Source organism: Pseudomonas sp. SWRI22, assembly GCF_014268395.2.
GTDB lineage: Bacteria > Pseudomonadota > Gammaproteobacteria > Pseudomonadales > Pseudomonadaceae > Aquipseudomonas > Aquipseudomonas paracarnis.
Map to the genome: position 1 here is coordinate 361,103 of NZ_JABWQK020000001.1, position 15,803 is coordinate 376,905.

General features: G+C 61.0%; 11 protein-coding genes. 5 read left to right on the forward strand and 6 right to left on the reverse strand.

Annotation, left to right across the window (positions count from 1 at the left end; all coding sequences use genetic code 11):
• Positions 1–48 precede the first annotated feature (48 nt).
• The 3 genes from HU730_RS01655 to HU730_RS01665 form a co-directional block, all read right to left on the reverse strand.
• Positions 49–2,457, reverse strand: a complete 2,409-nt coding sequence (locus tag HU730_RS01655) for a glucose/quinate/shikimate family membrane-bound PQQ-dependent dehydrogenase (protein ID WP_186527281.1) — start codon at positions 2,455–2,457, stop codon at positions 49–51.
• A 290-nt stretch (positions 2,458–2,747) separates the two neighbouring features.
• Entirely contained in the window at positions 2,748–4,691 is a 1,944-nt protein-coding gene (locus HU730_RS01660) for a methyl-accepting chemotaxis protein (protein WP_186527280.1), read from the reverse strand.
• A 138-nt stretch (positions 4,692–4,829) separates the two neighbouring features.
• The gene (locus HU730_RS01665) at positions 4,830–5,720 is read right to left on the reverse strand and encodes a bestrophin family ion channel (protein WP_003190542.1); all 891 of its coding nucleotides are present in this window, start codon (positions 5,718–5,720) and stop codon (positions 4,830–4,832) included.
• Between the two features lie 329 nt (positions 5,721–6,049).
• Here HU730_RS01665 and HU730_RS01670 point away from each other — a divergent pair, with 329 nt between their 5' ends.
• Together HU730_RS01670 and HU730_RS01675 are read left to right on the forward strand one after the other, a co-directional pair.
• Positions 6,050–6,901, forward strand: coding sequence for a hypothetical protein (locus HU730_RS01670; RefSeq protein WP_169922168.1), 852 nt, complete (start codon positions 6,050–6,052; stop codon positions 6,899–6,901).
• Positions 6,902–6,903: 2 nt separating this feature from the next.
• Positions 6,904–7,932, forward strand: a complete 1,029-nt coding sequence (locus tag HU730_RS01675; protein WP_072448543.1) for a GGDEF domain-containing protein — start codon at positions 6,904–6,906, stop codon at positions 7,930–7,932.
• A gap of 444 nt (positions 7,933–8,376) precedes the next feature.
• Here HU730_RS01675 and HU730_RS01680 read toward each other — a convergent pair whose 3' ends face one another.
• Entirely contained in the window at positions 8,377–8,676 is a 300-nt protein-coding gene (locus HU730_RS01680; RefSeq protein ID WP_003190545.1) for a helix-turn-helix domain-containing protein, read from the reverse strand.
• Between the two features lie 90 nt (positions 8,677–8,766).
• Here HU730_RS01680 and HU730_RS01685 point away from each other — a divergent pair, with 90 nt between their 5' ends.
• The 3 genes from HU730_RS01685 to HU730_RS01695 all read left to right on the forward strand — a co-directional run bounded on the left by HU730_RS01685 (position 8,767) and on the right by HU730_RS01695 (position 13,227).
• Positions 8,767–9,858: an NADH:flavin oxidoreductase/NADH oxidase gene (locus HU730_RS01685; RefSeq protein WP_014718067.1), complete on the forward strand. Its 1,092-nt coding sequence runs from the start codon at positions 8,767–8,769 to the stop codon at positions 9,856–9,858.
• 205 nt (positions 9,859–10,063) lie between these two features.
• On the forward strand, positions 10,064–12,193 hold the full coding sequence (locus HU730_RS01690; protein ID WP_186527279.1) for a TonB-dependent siderophore receptor: 2,130 nt from the start codon (positions 10,064–10,066) through the stop codon (positions 12,191–12,193).
• A 434-nt stretch (positions 12,194–12,627) separates the two neighbouring features.
• Positions 12,628–13,227: a hypothetical protein gene (locus tag HU730_RS01695; RefSeq protein ID WP_034126738.1), complete on the forward strand. Its 600-nt coding sequence runs from the start codon at positions 12,628–12,630 to the stop codon at positions 13,225–13,227.
• A gap of 7 nt (positions 13,228–13,234) precedes the next feature.
• Here the strand turns inward: HU730_RS01695 and HU730_RS01700 are convergent, their stop codons facing one another.
• Both HU730_RS01700 and HU730_RS01705 read right to left on the reverse strand, forming a co-directional pair.
• The gene (locus HU730_RS01700) at positions 13,235–13,957 is read right to left on the reverse strand and encodes a FadR/GntR family transcriptional regulator (protein WP_034126739.1); all 723 of its coding nucleotides are present in this window, start codon (positions 13,955–13,957) and stop codon (positions 13,235–13,237) included.
• A 48-nt stretch (positions 13,958–14,005) separates the two neighbouring features.
• Complete coding sequence (locus HU730_RS01705) at positions 14,006–15,742, reverse strand: IlvD/Edd family dehydratase (protein WP_019817288.1); 1,737 nt, start codon at positions 15,740–15,742, stop codon at positions 14,006–14,008.
• Positions 15,743–15,803 lie beyond the last annotated feature (61 nt).

Genomic DNA, 15,803 nt, shown 5'->3' on the forward strand with positions numbered 1-15,803 from the left:
TTCCAAACACAAAGCGCGGTGCCGGAGCACCGCGCGAACAGAGGGCGGTTACGGCAGGGCGTAGGCGATCACGTAGTCGCCACGGTCGGTGGACTGGCGTGCGCCGCCGGCGGTGACGACGATGTATTGCTTGCCGGTTTTCGGCGACACGTAGGTCATCGGCCCACCCTGACTGCCGACGGGCAGGCGGGCTTTCCAGATTTCATCGCCATTGCCGCTGTTGAAGGCGCGCAGGTAGAAGTCCTGGGTGCCGGCGATAAAGATCAGGCCGCCTTGGGTGGACAGCGTACCGCCCAGGGTCGGCAGGCCTACCTTGATTGGCAGGTGCATGCGGATACCCAGGGGGCCGGTGTCTTCAACGGTGCCCACCGGTACTTGCCAGGCGACCTTTTGCGTCTTCATGTCGATGGCGGTCAAGGTGCCGAATGGCGGCGCCTGGCACGGAATGCCGGCCACCGACAGGAAGCGGTTTTTGTTCACCGCGTACGGCGTGCCCTTGAGCGGCACGGCGCCCATGCCGGTGTTCAGCGCTTCCCCACCGGAAGAGGTCTGGGCCTTGTTCTGCGACGGTACCATCTGGATCCACAGGCCCAGGCGCATGTCGTTGACGAAGATAAAACCGTGCACCGGGTCGGTGGAGATGCTGCCCCAGTTCATGCCGCCCAGGGAACCCGGGAAGCTCAGGGATTTATCGGTGCCCGGCGCGGTGTACAGGCCGTCGTAGCGCATGCCCTTGAAGTCGATGCGGCACAGCAACTGGTCATACGGCGTCGCGCCCCACATGTCCGACTCGGTGAGGGTTTGCGCGCCGATCTGCGGCATGCCCACGGATTTAGGCTGGGTCAGGGAATACGGCTCGTTGGCAATGTTCGCGGCTTTTACCGGCACTTCCTGCACGTCCGTCAGCGGCTTGCCGGTGGCGCGGTCGAGCACGTAAATCTGCCCGGCCTTGGTGCCGATGACCACGGCCGGTACAGCCTTGTCGCTGCCTGGCGGGGTGAAGTCGATCAGGCTTGGCTGCATCGGCAGGTCGAAGTCCCAGAGGTCGTTGTGAACCGTCTGGTAGACCCACTTCTCGGCACCGGTGGAGGCGTCGAGTGCCAGCACCGAAGCGCCGTATTTGTGGTTGAGCTGGGTGCGCTCCACGCCGTAGATATCGGTGGAGGAGCTGCCCATCGGCAGGAAGACCGTGTTCATCAGTGGGTCGTAAGACATCGGCGCCCAGCTGTTCGGGGTGCTGCGCACGTAGGTGGCGTCGCCCGTCGGGGCCTGCTTGTCTTCAGGGTTGCCTGGGTCGAAGGCCCAGCGCATCTGGCCAGTGATCACGTCAAAGCCACGGATCACGCCACCGGGCATATCGGTCTGCACGTTGTCTGCCACGCGACCGCCGACTACGACGGTGGTACCGGCCATCAGCGGCGCCGAGGACAGTTGGTAGTAGCTGTCCGGCACATTGCCGAGGCCGGCCTTGAGGTCCACCTGACCGTGGGTGCCGAAGTCTTCGCAGAACTTGCCGGTGTCGGCGTCTACGGCGATCAGGCGTGCATCAATGGTGTTGGTCAGCAGGCGACGCTGGCACTGCGCACCGGCAGGCACGCTGGCGGCCAGGACCGGCGAGCTGTCGGGCTGGGTCGGCTGGGCAATCGGCGCGCTGGCGTCGAAATACGCCATGCCCCGGCAACGCTGCCACACTGCCGATTTGGCGTTGACTTCGTTTTTCCACAGTTCTTTGCCGGTGTCGGCATCCAGCGCGATCAGGTTGTTGTGCGGGGTGCAGATAAACACTTTGTTGCCGATCTGCAGGGGCGTCAGTTGGTCTTCGGCACCGTTACCGTCGCTGATGGCCACGTCGCCGGTGTGGTAGGTCCAGGCGACCTTGAGCTTGTCGATGTTGTCGCGGTTGATCTGGTCCAGCGCGGCGAAACGGCTGCCACCTTCGGTATTACCGTAGTGGGCCCAATCTTTCTGCGCATCGGCCGCAGCCACCGGGGTGACGCCCGGGCCTGCACCGGTGGGCGCAACGCTGGGGTGCGCGACAAACATATTGCCCGCTGCCACCGCCACGCCCAGCGCCAATACGGCGGCGACGCCATAGGCACCCCGCGCCGGTTTGCCGGCCAGCAACGGATACACCAGTGCGACCACCACGCCAATCACCGCAAACATGAACAGTCGCGAGAACAGCGGCCAGTATTCCAGGCCCACGTCGGCCACCGCCCACACGGCGGTAGCCACTAGAAACGCGGCGAACAACCAGGCGCCGGCAGGCTTGCAGCGGGCAATCAACAGCCCGGAGATGGCCATGACCACGCCGCCCAACAGGAAGTACCAGGAACCTCCCAGGCTGACCAGTTTGGCGCCGCCGACGGCAAGCGCAAGGCCGAGCAGGGCGATGACGACGCCCAGGCCCAGGAGTAAGAATCTAGAGACGCCAGCGGCGCGCGATGCTCGTTTCATGTCGAATGGACTCGAGTGAGAGAGGGCAAAGACGCGATTTTAGCAAGATAAGTAACCGGTTAGTACATTTGAGTCCTGCAATAGACTGTTGCAGGTACTGCGATGATGGGCAGGGCCGCCTCTGAGTCGGCCTAGATGGACCCTGCGACGCGTACCCTGTGGCGAGGGAGCTTGCTCCCGCTGGGGCGCGAAGCGGCCCCGCTCTTAATTTAAAAGACTGGGACTGCTACGCAGTCCAGCGGGAGCAAGCTCCCTCGCCACGGTACAGCGCTGCCTTTATTGGGCGGGCATCAGAACTTGAAGCGCCCCACCAGCCCATTGAGCTGGCCGGAAATATCAGTCAGCCGCCCTGAACCGGTCTGCGCCGAATGCGCAAAGCCTTCCACCAACTGCGCGTCTGCGTGGATCTGCGCGATATGCCGGTTGATCTCTTCGGCCACCTGGTGCTGTTCTTCGGCGGCGGTGGCGATCTGAGTGTTCTGGTCGCGAATCGAATCCACCGAGCCGCGGATCTTGTCAAAGCTGTCGCGGGCCTGCTGGATGCGCTCCACGCTGGTGTTGGACACCAGCAAGCTGCCTTGCATCTGCTGGGTGACTTCCTGGGTGCGGCGGGCGAGGTTGCCCAGCAGGCTGTCGATTTCGCCGGTGGAGTCGGCGGTGCGACGCGCCAGTGCACGCACTTCATCGGCGACCACCGCAAAGCCGCGGCCCTGGTCGCCAGCGCGGGCGGCTTCGATCGCGGCGTTGAGCGCCAGCAGGTTGGTCTGTTCGGCAATCGAACGAATGGTGTCGAGGATGGTGTTGATGTTCTGGCTGTCTTGCTCGAGCAACTGCATGGTCTGTGTGGATTTTTGCAGGTCTTCGCTGAGCTTGAGCACGCTGCCGGTGGCTTCGCCGATGTGCTGCTGGCCGGTGTGCACGTCGCGATAGCCCTCATCGGCACTCGTGGCGGCGGCGCTGCATGAGCGCGCGACTTCGTTGGCGGTGGCGACCATCTCGTTGAACGCGGTGCTCACCAGTTCCACGGCTTCGCGCTGGCGGCCGGCGGCCTGGTTCATATTGTTGGCCACGGCGCTGGTGTCGGCGGCGGCGGTTTGCAGGTCTGAGGAGGCGTTGCCGATGCGCTGCACCAGTTGCGCGATCATGCTCAGGAACTGGTTGAACCAGCCGGCCAGGCTGGCGGTTTCGTCCTTGCCTTGCACTTTGAGCTGGCGCGTGAGGTCGCCTTCACCTTCGGCGATTTCCTGCAGCCCGTCGGCCACACCGCGAATCGGACGCACGATCACACGGGCGAAACTGGCACCGACGATTGCGAACACCACGGCCAGTACGGCGGCGATCGCAGCGATCAACCACGTCAGGCGGGTGGCGCCGGCCATCACTTCGTCACGCTTGATCAGGCCGATAAAGCGCCAGCCCAAGTCTTTGGAACTGACCACGTTAGCCATGTAGGCCACGCCATCGATGCTCACCTCGGTCACGCCATCGCCGTGCTTGGCCAGTTCGGCGTAGTTCGCGCCCAGGCCCGCCAGGGGCTTGAAGTTGTGCGTGGCATCGCTGGGGTCCACCAGCACGTTGCCGTCGGCTTCCACCAGCATCAGGTAGCCGCTGTCGCCCAGCTTGATGGTGCGCACCAGCTCGGTGAGTTGCTTGAGCGACACGTCAAGGCCAACCACCCCAAGGACGTTACCCGTGGCATCCGCGACGGTGCGCACGGTGCCGATCAGCACCACATCGTCCGGGGCCCAGTAGTAGGCGCCTGTGCGCACGGTCTTGCCTGGCGCTGCAATGGCGGCCTGGTACCAGGGGCGGGTGCGCGGGTCGTATTGCGTCAGCTTGGCGTCGTCCGGCCAACTGGCGTAGCCGCCATCGCTCAGTCCCAGGGACAGGTAGGCGGTACTGGGGTGGCTTTTGGCGAACTGATCAAAAATCGCCAGCAGTTCGTTGTTGGTCGGCGTCAGCGGAATTTGCGCTGCATCGGCGCCGGCGTAGTTCTTTAGGTTCTTGGCCGCGATCACACGCGGGTCTTTGGCGACGAAGTCGACATTCTGGCTGATGCCGTCGAAAAACTGCTGCATGCCATTGTCGATCTGGCGGATCTCGCGGCCGCTGCTGTCGAGGAAGTTGGCCAGCGCACCCTCGCGCAGGTTCAGCACCACGATAATGGCGACCAGGATGACCGGCACGCACGCGATGGCCGCAAACGCCCATGTCAGCTTCTGCTTGATATTCATGACTTCACCCGCGGGTATTTATAGTTTTGGCAAGGGGAGAAAAATGGCTACTGCGTGTCGCAGGCGTTTTTGTGAGAGGCGAGGCCATGCGTACCCTCGGTATATCGGCCGAGGGAGTTGGCACTTGAGGAGGGGGAATCAGGCGATCGGGTCACCGACCAGGGCATCGCGGCGCATCGACTGCAGGTTCTTCTCGATGGTTTCGCAGATGCTTTCCATCTGGATCTGGTGTTCGCTGGAATTGAACGGGCTTTGCAGGTCGGTGCCGATGCGTTCGATGGCCAGCAGCATGAAGCCCACGACCGTGGAGGCCAACGGCGTGAACCAACCGAGCGATTCCACCAGGCCCACCGGCACGATCAGGCAGAATAACGAAATGAATAGCCGCGGGAAGTACACGTAAGGGTAGGGCAGTGGCGTGTTGGCAATCCGCTCCATGCCGCCCTGGGCGTTGGAGAGGTCCACCAGGGTCGACTCCAACCGCGCCAGGCGGATGCTGTCCAGGCGCCCGGCCTGGTATTCGCGCGCCAGCAACGAGGCCGAGCCGGTGAGGATGTCATTGGCGAAGTTATTGGTGGCGCCGTTGCGCGCAAATTCTTCGGCGGGGATAAAGGCTCGCACTTCCTCCGGGCACGGCTGGCCCTTGAGGTGCGCAGCCAGGCAATTGACGTAAGCCACGTGACGGCGCAACAGCGTCGACTTCACCGGGTTCACCTCACCAGGGGCGTCATCGAGCAGGGTCAACACTTGCCGAGCAAAACTGCGCGAGTTGTTGACCATCGCACCCCACAGCGTGCGTGCTTCCCACCAGCGGTTGTAGGCGCTGCTGTTGCGAAAACTGATCAGCACCACCAGTGCCGAGCCGAGCAAGGTCAGGGGCATCAGCGGCAAATTGATCTTGGCGGTGAGAAACAGCATGAAATCCACCGTCACCGCCACATCCCACAACAACAGCCAGAACAACGCCCAGCCCACATAGCCCATGGTCTTGATGATCAGGCGGTATTTCTTCAGTAGGGCAGCTTTCAAACGAGAACCTCGCGGCGGGCGGTTGGCAACAATCCCCTGTTACGACGCCGCCGAGGAAGGAAGGTTCGCAGTGTGCTGAATCGATTAGTCCTCTAACCGCCAGGCGGAGAGAATGTAACCAAAGGTTGCGCGTAAGTGTGTGCCATAGGGCATTTGACTGTGGAACAACTTTGGTACTGATGACGTCTTGTCCGGCAATCGCTGTACATTGCGTTCGAGGCAAAAAGCCATTAATGGCAGGATTTTTGAAGTGATTTGTTTTGGGGCCGGGCTGCAGGGATTTCGTAGCTGAGATCAGTGGCATCAAGTTGGATGATCAGGGCTCTTTCATGCGTGTCAGTTCGTTGAAGTTGGCTATGTGTAATACCGCGCAAGCGCTCGAACGTCATAAGGATTTTGAATCGTGCATGAGAGCGCATTACCACGTGCTGCTCGTGCCCTATTCGAGACGACCGTTTTTCTACAAGAGTGCCCTTAAATACAGCCGCTTGATGGTGTCGTTTGCATTATTGAGCCAATACTTTTCTACACCGCTGCCTTTGTTGGCAGAAGTTAAAGCCTTGTGCGTAACGCGCAAATATTGTTCGAAAAACAGCCTGGAATCGATTTTTTTGCTATTCCGGGCCTTGGGTTTCATGGAGGTTGCGCCGCACCCCGAAGACAGTCGCTTCAGGGTGTATGCACCTTCGGATGAAGCCTGCCGCGAAGCGCGGTTGATGCTCACCGCCCTCACGGAGTCTTTGGCGCTGCTCTATCCCGAAAGGGAAGTGTTCCGGCAGATGCGCGACTTGGATGACCGCGAGTTCCTTGCGCTCTATTTCAAGGGTTTTGCCATGATTCTCGCGGCCGAGTTGACGGTGGATGTCTTGCTGCCCGAATGTTACTGGCTGGTGAAGCGCGACGCCGGCCATCTGTTGATGCTGGCGATCTACAACGACGCCTTTGCCCCTGAGAACGACCGCGCCACCTTCCGGTCGTCTTCCTACCTAGCCTTGGCCAAGCAACTTTCCGTGTCCAAGACCCACATTATCCGTATGGTGCAGGAGGGGGTTGAAAAGGGTTATTTCAAAGCCCACTCCAAAACCCGGCTGGAAGTTCTGCCACCCTTTGCCAGCCTGGTAAAGCGGTTCATGGCCTTTTCATTTGCGATGGGCCTGCATGCTATTGAGATGGGAGCGTAAGGATGCCTGCTAACTTGAAGTTGCGGCCCAGAATGCGCAGTTTGTTGTCACCTGCGGTGACCCAAGCCGAAGGGGTAGGGATTATTGCCTGGGTCGGCATGCTCCTGATTCCTGCGGCCCTGAAGTTGAATTTTTATATGTTGGGCGTCACGGTGGGCCTGCTGATTGTTTGCCGGGTACATGCCACCACCACGAACTTTCTGCTCTGGCGAGTGCTGGGGGTCACCTATATGGTGTTGTTGTCCGTCGGCTTCGCTTATCTGATTCATATGAACAAAGAGTTGCGTATTTATGGCCTGCCGTTGGCCGTGACCCTGGTGGTGGGCAGTGCGATCTTGTTTATCAGTGTCCAGGATTATCTGGCCGATGCGCTATTGATCTGGCTGATCCTGTGGCCGCCCATGCAGGCGGATATATACGTTGGCACCGAGGTGTATTTGCTGCTGTTCTGCGCCGCGTCGGTATCCATCGGGTTTATCTTGAGTTACTCCTACTTGAAGAACCTACGTTCGGTATTGCTGGTGGAAAGCGAGTTTCGCGCCTTGGCCGAGACCGACTACCTGACCTCCATTCTCAACCGGCGCGCTTTTATGCAGAGCTTCGAGAAGTTGCTCGGTGGGGAGCAGGGCGGCTACTTCATCATGTTGGATATCGACAGTTTCAAAGAAAAAAACGATCTATATGGCCACGACGTGGGGGACAAGATTCTGCGCGCCATGGCCCTGTGCCTGAAAAACGCCAAGGGCAGCCACAGCTTTGGACGGATCGGCGGGGAAGAGTTCGGCGTGTTATTGCAGGGCGACGATGTGGAGGTGGCCTGTGATTATGCCCTGGACTTGTTGCAAGCGATCCGCAGCAGTGTGCCTGCGCCCCACCATTACACCTGCAGTGCGGGAATGGCGCGTTTTTCGCCGGGCGACGAGTTGTCGGCCGTACTCAAGATGGCGGACAAGAACCTGTACGGCGCCAAGCGCAATGGCAAGGACTGTGTGCACCTGGACGGCGCGCTGTTAAAGGCGGTCTTGTCCTGAGGCTTGGCGTCTAGTGCATAGGTATCTGCACAACTTTCCAAGTTGCAGCAGCCAACGCTAACCACGATGCGAAGCGAGCCGCTCTTGATCTTGATCTGCTTTTGATCTTAAGCGCCCCGTTAAACCACGCTGGCGGATTACGGGCACACCGAGCCTGGGCGAGGTGCCGAGTGGTGGGGCAAGAGAACCCTAAGTGGCTGTTACCGCAGGAATGGATATGTACTCGGTATGACTGTGCCGGCTGTCAGGCCGCCTTCGCGAGCAAGCCCGCTCCCACAGTTGGATTGAGGGGTGTCAGGTAGATATGGGGCGGCTGTCAGGTCGCCATCGCAGGCAAGCCAGCTCCCACATTTGGATTGTGGGGTGTCAGGTAGGCAAGCGCCGGGTGGCAGGCCGTCACGGGAGCAAGCTCCCTCGCCACAGGCCCGGCGTCGGGTTATGCGTCTAGTGCTGTGACAACACGCTCGCCAGCAACCCAGGGAAGCGGCTTTCCAGCTCGTCACGGCGCAACGAGTTCATATGGGTGGTGCCCACATTGCGCGTGTGCACCAGGCCGGCATCGCGCAATACCCGGAAGTGATGGGACATGCTGGACTTGGGACGCCCCCCGTCGAGTTCGCCACAGGTGGCCTCTGGCACGTTGGCCAGGTAGCGCACGATGTCCAGGCGCACGGGGTCGCTCAAGGCGTACAGCACACGCTCAAGTGTCAATTCTTGCGGGGTAGGGTGTTTGAAGGCTCGCATGGGGCGGATCATAACAGGGGGGTAGCGTTCAATACCATAGTTCGATTACCATCGAACTATCGAATCACTCATCCCTTCCTGGAGTTCTCAATGTCGGCCTTGTTCGAACCGTTCAAACTCAAAGATGTGACCTTGCGCAATCGCATTGCTATCCCACCGATGTGCCAATACATGGCCGAAGACGGCATGGTCAACGACTGGCACCACGTTCACCTGGCCGGCATGGCCCGTGGTGGTGCCGGCCTGCTGGTGGTCGAGGCCACCGCGGTCGCCCCTGAAGGGCGCATCACCCCAGGCTGCGCCGGGATCTGGAGCGATGCCCATGCCCAGGCATTCGTGCCCATGGTCAAGGCCATCAAGGCCGCAGGTTCGGTGCCGGGCATTCAGATCGCCCACGCCGGTCGCAAAGCCAGTGCCAATCGCCCCTGGGAAGGTGATGACCACATCCCGGCCTCTGATGCGCGTAGCTGGGAAACCATCGCCCCCTCTGCCATCGCGTTTGGTGCCAACTTGCCCAACGTACCGCGTGCCATGACCCTGGAAGACATTGCCCGCGTGCAGCAGGACTTCGTCGACGCGGCTCGCCGCGCTCGCGATGCCGGCTTTGAATGGATCGAGTTGCACTTTGCCCACGGCTACCTGGGCCAGAGCTTTTTCTCCGAGCACTCCAACCAGCGTACCGATGCCTACGGTGGCAGCTTCGACAACCGCAGCCGCTTCCTCCTCGAAACCCTGGCTGCGGTGCGTGAAGTCTGGCCGGAAAACCTGCCGCTCACCGCCCGGTTCGGTGTGATCGAATACGACGGCCGTGATGAGCAGACCCTCACCGAGTCCATCGAACTGGCCCGCCGTTTCAAGGACGGTGGCCTGGACCTGCTGAGCGTCAGCGTCGGCTTTACCATTCCTGACACCAACATCCCATGGGGCCCGGCCTTCATGGGCCCGATTGCTGAGCGTGTACGCCGTGAAGCCGGTATTCCGGTGACCTCGGCCTGGGGCTTCGGCACGCCGCAACTGGCCCAAGGCGCTTTGCAGGCCGGGCACCTGGACCTGGTTTCGGTAGGGCGTGCGCATCTGGCCGACCCGCATTGGGCCTACTTTGCTGCCAAGGAGCTGGGCGTGGACAAGTCCTCCTGGACCTTGCCGGCGCCTTACGCGCATTGGCTGGAACGCTATCGCTGAGGTACGCCTGCGCATTGCATGAGCCACTCGATTGAGTGGCTTTTTTTCGCCTGTGGTTTTTGCGTTACCCACTGGAGACACAGCAGATACGTGAAAAATAACAAATGAGAACCGATATCAAACGAGAATGCCTTGATATATGATGCGCGGCGAATTCTTGGCAGGTTTGCCGCCCCATCTGGCTCATTCACTAGGTTCTACACCCATGCGTCGTACCCTGATTTCCATCTGTGTGCTCCAGGCGTTTTCCCCCTTCGCGTGGGCAGAGCTGGTGCCTGCCGAGAACACCAGTATCGAGCTGCAAGCGACCAATGTCACCGCCACCGCGGACCTTGAGTCGGCCCAAGGCCCCGTGCAGGGCTACCACGCCACACGCTCAGCCAGTGCGACGCGCACCGACACCGCCATTCATGAAACCCCGCAGTCCATCAGCGTAGTGTCCAAGGACGTGGTCGAAGACCTCGGTGCAACGCGCTTGCAGGATGCCCTCGATTACGCCGGCGGCGTCGGCCGTGCCAACAATTTTGGCGGCCAGGGCCTGACCACCTTTACCGTGCGCGGCTTCACCACCGGTGAGTTCTACCGCAACGGTTTCCCGATCAACCGCGGTTACCCGAACATGCCGGACGCCAACACCATCGAGCGTCTGGAAGTACTGCGCGGCCCCGCGACCATGCTCTACGGCCGTGGCGACCCAGGCGGCACCTTCAATGTGGTGTCCAAGCAACCGCTGGCCGAACGCACCGTCACCCTGGGCAGCCAGCTCAATGACCAGGGCATGAAGCGCGGCACCCTGGATGCCTCCGGCCCGCTGGACGAGGAAGGCCGCCTGGCCTATCGCCTGAACGTCGTGGGCGAGGGCGGCGACACCTTCCGCGATCACGTCGAGACGGAACGCTACGGCGTGACGCCGGTGATCACCTGGCAGGCCACCGATGACACCAAGGTGACCTTCGAAGGCGATTTCATGCGCAACAACCACCCGCTGGACCGTGGCCTGACGCGTTTCCCCAACCAGCGTGGCACGCCCTCGCGTGATACGTTCTGGGGCGACAAGGACGCCGGCAAGCTGCACAACGACAACAACATGGCGCAGTTGCGTTTCGAGCATGCACTGAGCGACAACTGGACCCTGGGCGGCGGTTTCCAGTGGTTGGACGGCAGTTTGAAAGGCAATGCCATCGAAGCCAACGGGCCGGGCAGCCTGGGCGCTGATGGCCGCACCCTGCAACGCAACTTCAACTACCGCAAGCTGGAATGGACCGACAAGGACTATCAGCTCAACCTGACCGGGCACTTCTCCACTGGCGGCTTCGATCACACCTTGCTCACCGGTATCGAGTACGAGGACTACGACTACAAGTCGATTATCCAGCGTTCCAGCGCCGCGGCGGGTACCTATCCCATTGACATCTTTGACCCGGTGTACGGTCAACCCCGTCCGGCACTGACCCGTACGCCGACCCACGACAAAGAAAACCTCAAGACCTACGCCGCTTTTGTACAGGACCAGGTTGCTCTCACTGAACGTCTGAAAGTGCTGGCCGGTGCCCGCTTCGAGCGTTTCGAGCATGATTACCAGAACTATGTAGGTAAAAGCTGGCAGGCCGCCGACAACGCCGTCACCCCACGCGTGGGTGTGATCTACGACCTCACCGACACCGTCGCGGTCTATGCCGATGCTGCGCGTTCGTTCAAGCCCAACACTGGCGCCAGCCGCGAAGGCGGTGGTTTTGCGCCGGAGAAAGGCAAGTCCTACGAGATGGGTATCAAGTGGGAGGCGCTGGACCGGCAGTTGAGCGTGGATGCGGCGATCTATCAGATCGAGAAGAAGAACGTGCTGACCACTGATCCCGTGGACAATACCTTCAGTGTCGCGGCCGGCCAGGTGCGCAGTCGAGGCTTCGACCTCAATGTGGCAGGCAACCTCACGCCCGAATGGCGCGTGATCGGCGGCTACGCTTACGTAGATGCGGAAGTTACCCGTGATAACACGTTGCGCTCCGGCACGCGCTTGATGAACATCCCGCGCAACAGTTTCAGCCTGCTCAACGTCTACGAGTTCCAGGACGGCGCGCTCAAAGGCCTGGGCCTGGGCGCCGGCGGCAAGTACGTCGACCAACGCGCCGGCCAGACCGCCAATACGGCATTCTCCATGGACGCCTATACCGTGGTCGACCTGCTCGGTTACTACAAGGTCAATGAGCGTGTGCGCTTGAACCTCGATGTGAAGAACCTGTTCAACCGCGAATATGAAGAAGGCGCGTTCGGCAATATCTACGCCTACCCCGGCGCACCGCGTACCGTGCAGGTGGGCATCGCCTACACCCTGTGATGAACAGCTGCGGTACCACGCAGGGCCGGTGGCGAGAGAGATTGCTCCCGCAACGGCCCCTATCTACCTGACGCTACGCGTTCCAACTGTGGGAGCTGGCTTGCCTGCGATGAAGGCCTGCCAGCCGACGCATTTCTACCTGATACCCTCGCGATCCAACTGTGGGAGCTGGCTTGCCTGCGAAGACGGCCTGCCAGCCGACACTTCTCTACCTGACACCCCACATTTGGAATGCGGCGCGTTAGGTGGATATGCGTCGGCTGGCAGGCCGTCACGGGAGCAAGCTCCCTGGCCACAGGGGCCTGCATCAGCTTCACCTGTCAGGTTTGACAGTAGACACTGGCGGGCGATCGAGGGATGTTTGCTCGTAACGTGCCAGCGCAGCGGTCGGCGCTCATTGCTTTTCGAAGCCACGCTTAATAGGGATATTAAAAATGGAACGGGAACTGATCGAGAAAGCTGAAGACCTGATCAAAAAGACCAACGATGCCGAGCGTTTGTTCACCCGATACGCCACCAAGTGCTACACGTCAGCCTTGCAAAAATATGCCAAGGAGATCAGCGAAACCTCCTATACCTATCTGCTGGCCGAGCTGGCCGAAAGTTCGCTGAGTTCGGAAATTCTAGGCCGTCCAGGCGCCAATATCAGCCTGGTCAGGATCGAGATAGAGGAGGTCATGCTCGAAGCCGATGTGATCAAGAAATTGAAGCGGGCCGAAACCCATTACCTGGAAACCCTGGAATCGGTGCGCAAGTTCGAAGACCTTAAACGCTTCGAGAAAATGCAGGACACGTCCGATATCGTCCGCTCGATAAAACTCGGCGTGTCACGTTTCAATATCCTGTTTGTCATCTTGCTGATCGGTGGGTTGACCTGGGCGGCGATCAATCTGCCTAAAGAAGCCTTGGCGTTGATTTCCGCTGCGATCGGCGGCGCCATCACTCACTTGCTGTCCGAGCGCCAGGCCGTGCTGGCGCTGAAAAAAGAGGGCGATAACACCTGCCCCAGGGCCAACAATAACAGTCAGGAATGACGCGGGCTCACAACGGCGTCAACACGTTCATCACCGTATCCAGCGCCACCCGCGTGTCATCCAGTTGCACCAGCGACGCATGCCGCGCACCCAGGGCGTCGCGGTTCTGGATCGCAGTGAGGATCGCTTTGTGCCGAGGCAGACTCAGGCCCTGGATATCCGGACGGCGGTTGGTGATGTTGATCGACTCGCGCAACGGCAGCGAGAGCATGTTGCACATATAGGCGAGCAGGTCGTTGCGGGTGGCGTCGGCAATCGCGCGGTGGAAGTCCAGGTCGGCCTGTAACAGGTCCTCGTGGGTCTTGGCGGTTTCCATGCCTTGGTAGGCTTGTTCGATGGTGGCGATGTCTTCGTCTGTGGCGGTGGTCGCGGCCATGGCGGCGATTTCCGGTTCGAGAATGCGGCGCACCCCGGCCAGGGTGTTGAAAAACTCGCTGTGGGGCGTGGACTGCATCAACCAGGACAGCACGTCCGGGTCGAGCAGGTGCCATTTCAAGCGTGGCCGTACCACCGCGCCCACCCGTGGCTTGGAGTACACCAGGCCCTTGGCGCTGAGCACCCGCGTGGCTTCGCGCAATACCGAGCGGCTGACCTGGTATTCCTCGCACAGCGTGGCTTCCATGGGCAAGCGTTCTTCAGGCTTGAAGCGACCGGAAACGATGTGCATGCCCAAGTCCTGAACGATCTGGGCATGCTGGCTCTTGCGCGGCTTGGGCGGCTGGTGATCCATAACGACGGGGAGGCTCTGGCTTAGATTCGCCGCATCATAGCATCCCAATTAGTGGGAATGCCGTGGGACTTCTGCCCCGCGACAGCCCACCAGGAAGTCAAAGTCACAGCCTTGGTCGGCTTGCAACACATGGTCGATGTACAGCTGGCGATAGCCGCCGACAATGAGGTTCTGCGCGGGGGGCAGGTCGGCCATGCGCGCTGCCAGCTCGGCATCTGGAATGTCCAGGTGCAGGCGGCCATTGGCGCAATCGAGTTCGATCCAGTCACCTTCCTTCACTGTTGCCAACGGCCCGCCGGCGGCGGCTTCCGGTGCCACGTGCAACACCACGGTGCCGTAGGCGGTGCCGCTCATGCGCGCATCGGAAATGCGCACCATGTCCGTCACGCCCTGGGCCAGCAGCTTGGCGGGCAGGCCCATGTTGCCGACTTCGGCCATGCCGGGGTAACCCTTGGGGCCGCAGTTCTTCATGACCAGGATCGAGTTGGCATCCACGTCCAGCTCCGGGTCGTTGATGCGTGCCTTGTACATGTCGAAGTTCTCGAACACCACGGCGCGGCCACGGTGCTGCATCAGTTCGGGGCTCGCTGCCGAAGGCTTGAGCACCGCGCCCAGGGGCGCGAGGTTGCCACGCAGCACGCAGATGCCGCCGTCGGCGCGGATCGGGTTGTCCAGGGTGCGGATCACTTCGTCCTGGCCGTAGATCGGCGAATCCTGGGTGTTCTCGCCCAGGGACTTGCCGTTGACCGTCAAGGCGTTGGGGTGGGGGATCAGATTGGCCTCACCCAGGCGACGCAGCACCGCGGGCAGGCCGCCGGCGTAGTAGAACTCTTCCATCAGAAAGCGTCCGGAGGGCTGCAGGTCGACGATGGTCGGCATACCGCGGCCGATGCGGGTCCAGTCATCCAGGTCGAGTTCGACGCCGATGCGCCCGGCGATGGCTTTCAAGTGGATCACGGCGTTGGTCGAGCCGCCGATGGCCGCGTTCACGCGGATAGCGTTTTCAAACGCCTCCTTGGTGAGGATTTTCGACAGCTTCAAGTCCTCACGCACCATCTCCACGGCGCGCATGCCCGACATGTGCGCGAGTACATAGCGGCGCGCATCCACGGCCGGAATCGCCGCGTTGTGGGGCAGGGAAGTGCCCAGCGCCTCGGCCATGCAGGCCATGGTGGAGGCCGTGCCCATGGTGTTGCAGGTGCCCGCCGAGCGCGACATGCCGCCCTCGGCCGCGAGGAAATCATCCAGGGTGATGGTGCCGGCCTTGACCTGTTCGCTGAGCTGCCACACCACCGTCCCCGAGCCGATGTCCTGGCCCTTGTGCTTGCCGTTGAGCATCGGTCCGCCGGTGACGACGATGGCCGGCACATCACAACTGGCCGCGCCCATCAGCAGCGCCGGGGTGGTCTTGTCGCAGCCGGTCAGCAGCACCACACCATCAATCGGATTGCCGCGAATCGCTTCTTCCACATCCATGCTCGCCAGGTTGCGAGTGAGCATGGCGGTAGGGCGCAGGTTGGATTCGCCATTGGAAAACACCGGGAACTCCACCGGAAAGCCACCGGCCTCGATCACGCCACGCTTGACGTGCTCGGCGATCTGGCGGAAATGCGCGTTGCACGGGGTCAGCTCCGACCAGGTGTTACAGATGCCGATGATCGGCTTGCCATGGAACTGATGGTCGGCAATGCCCTGGTTCTTCATCCAACTGCGGTACATGAAGCCGTTTTTGTCGGCGGTACCAAACCACTGGGCAGAGCGTAGGCCGGGCTTTTTGTCAGGCATGATCGATTCTCTTATTGTATGACTATATGTTCTATGCGTGCTTAAACATAAGCGCAAAATC

What these genes read in the sequence shown, in the direction of transcription:
- HU730_RS01655 (WP_186527281.1), bottom strand. Translation starts at nt 2,457, where the DNA reads ATGAAACGAGCATCGCGCGCCGCTGGCGTCTCTAGATTCTTACTCCTG.
- HU730_RS01660 (WP_186527280.1), bottom strand. Translation starts at nt 4,691, where the DNA reads ATGAATATCAAGCAGAAGCTGACATGGGCGTTTGCGGCCATCGCGTGC.
- HU730_RS01670 (WP_169922168.1), top strand. Translation starts at nt 6,050, where the DNA reads ATGCGTGTCAGTTCGTTGAAGTTGGCTATGTGTAATACCGCGCAAGCG.
- HU730_RS01675 (WP_072448543.1), top strand. Translation starts at nt 6,904, where the DNA reads ATGCCTGCTAACTTGAAGTTGCGGCCCAGAATGCGCAGTTTGTTGTCA.
- HU730_RS01680 (WP_003190545.1), bottom strand. Translation starts at nt 8,676, where the DNA reads ATGCGAGCCTTCAAACACCCTACCCCGCAAGAATTGACACTTGAGCGT.
- HU730_RS01685 (WP_014718067.1), top strand. Translation starts at nt 8,767, where the DNA reads ATGTCGGCCTTGTTCGAACCGTTCAAACTCAAAGATGTGACCTTGCGC.
- HU730_RS01690 (WP_186527279.1), top strand. Translation starts at nt 10,064, where the DNA reads ATGCGTCGTACCCTGATTTCCATCTGTGTGCTCCAGGCGTTTTCCCCC.
- HU730_RS01695 (WP_034126738.1), top strand. Translation starts at nt 12,628, where the DNA reads ATGGAACGGGAACTGATCGAGAAAGCTGAAGACCTGATCAAAAAGACC.
- HU730_RS01700 (WP_034126739.1), bottom strand. Translation starts at nt 13,957, where the DNA reads ATGGATCACCAGCCGCCCAAGCCGCGCAAGAGCCAGCATGCCCAGATC.
- HU730_RS01705 (WP_019817288.1), bottom strand. Translation starts at nt 15,742, where the DNA reads ATGCCTGACAAAAAGCCCGGCCTACGCTCTGCCCAGTGGTTTGGTACC.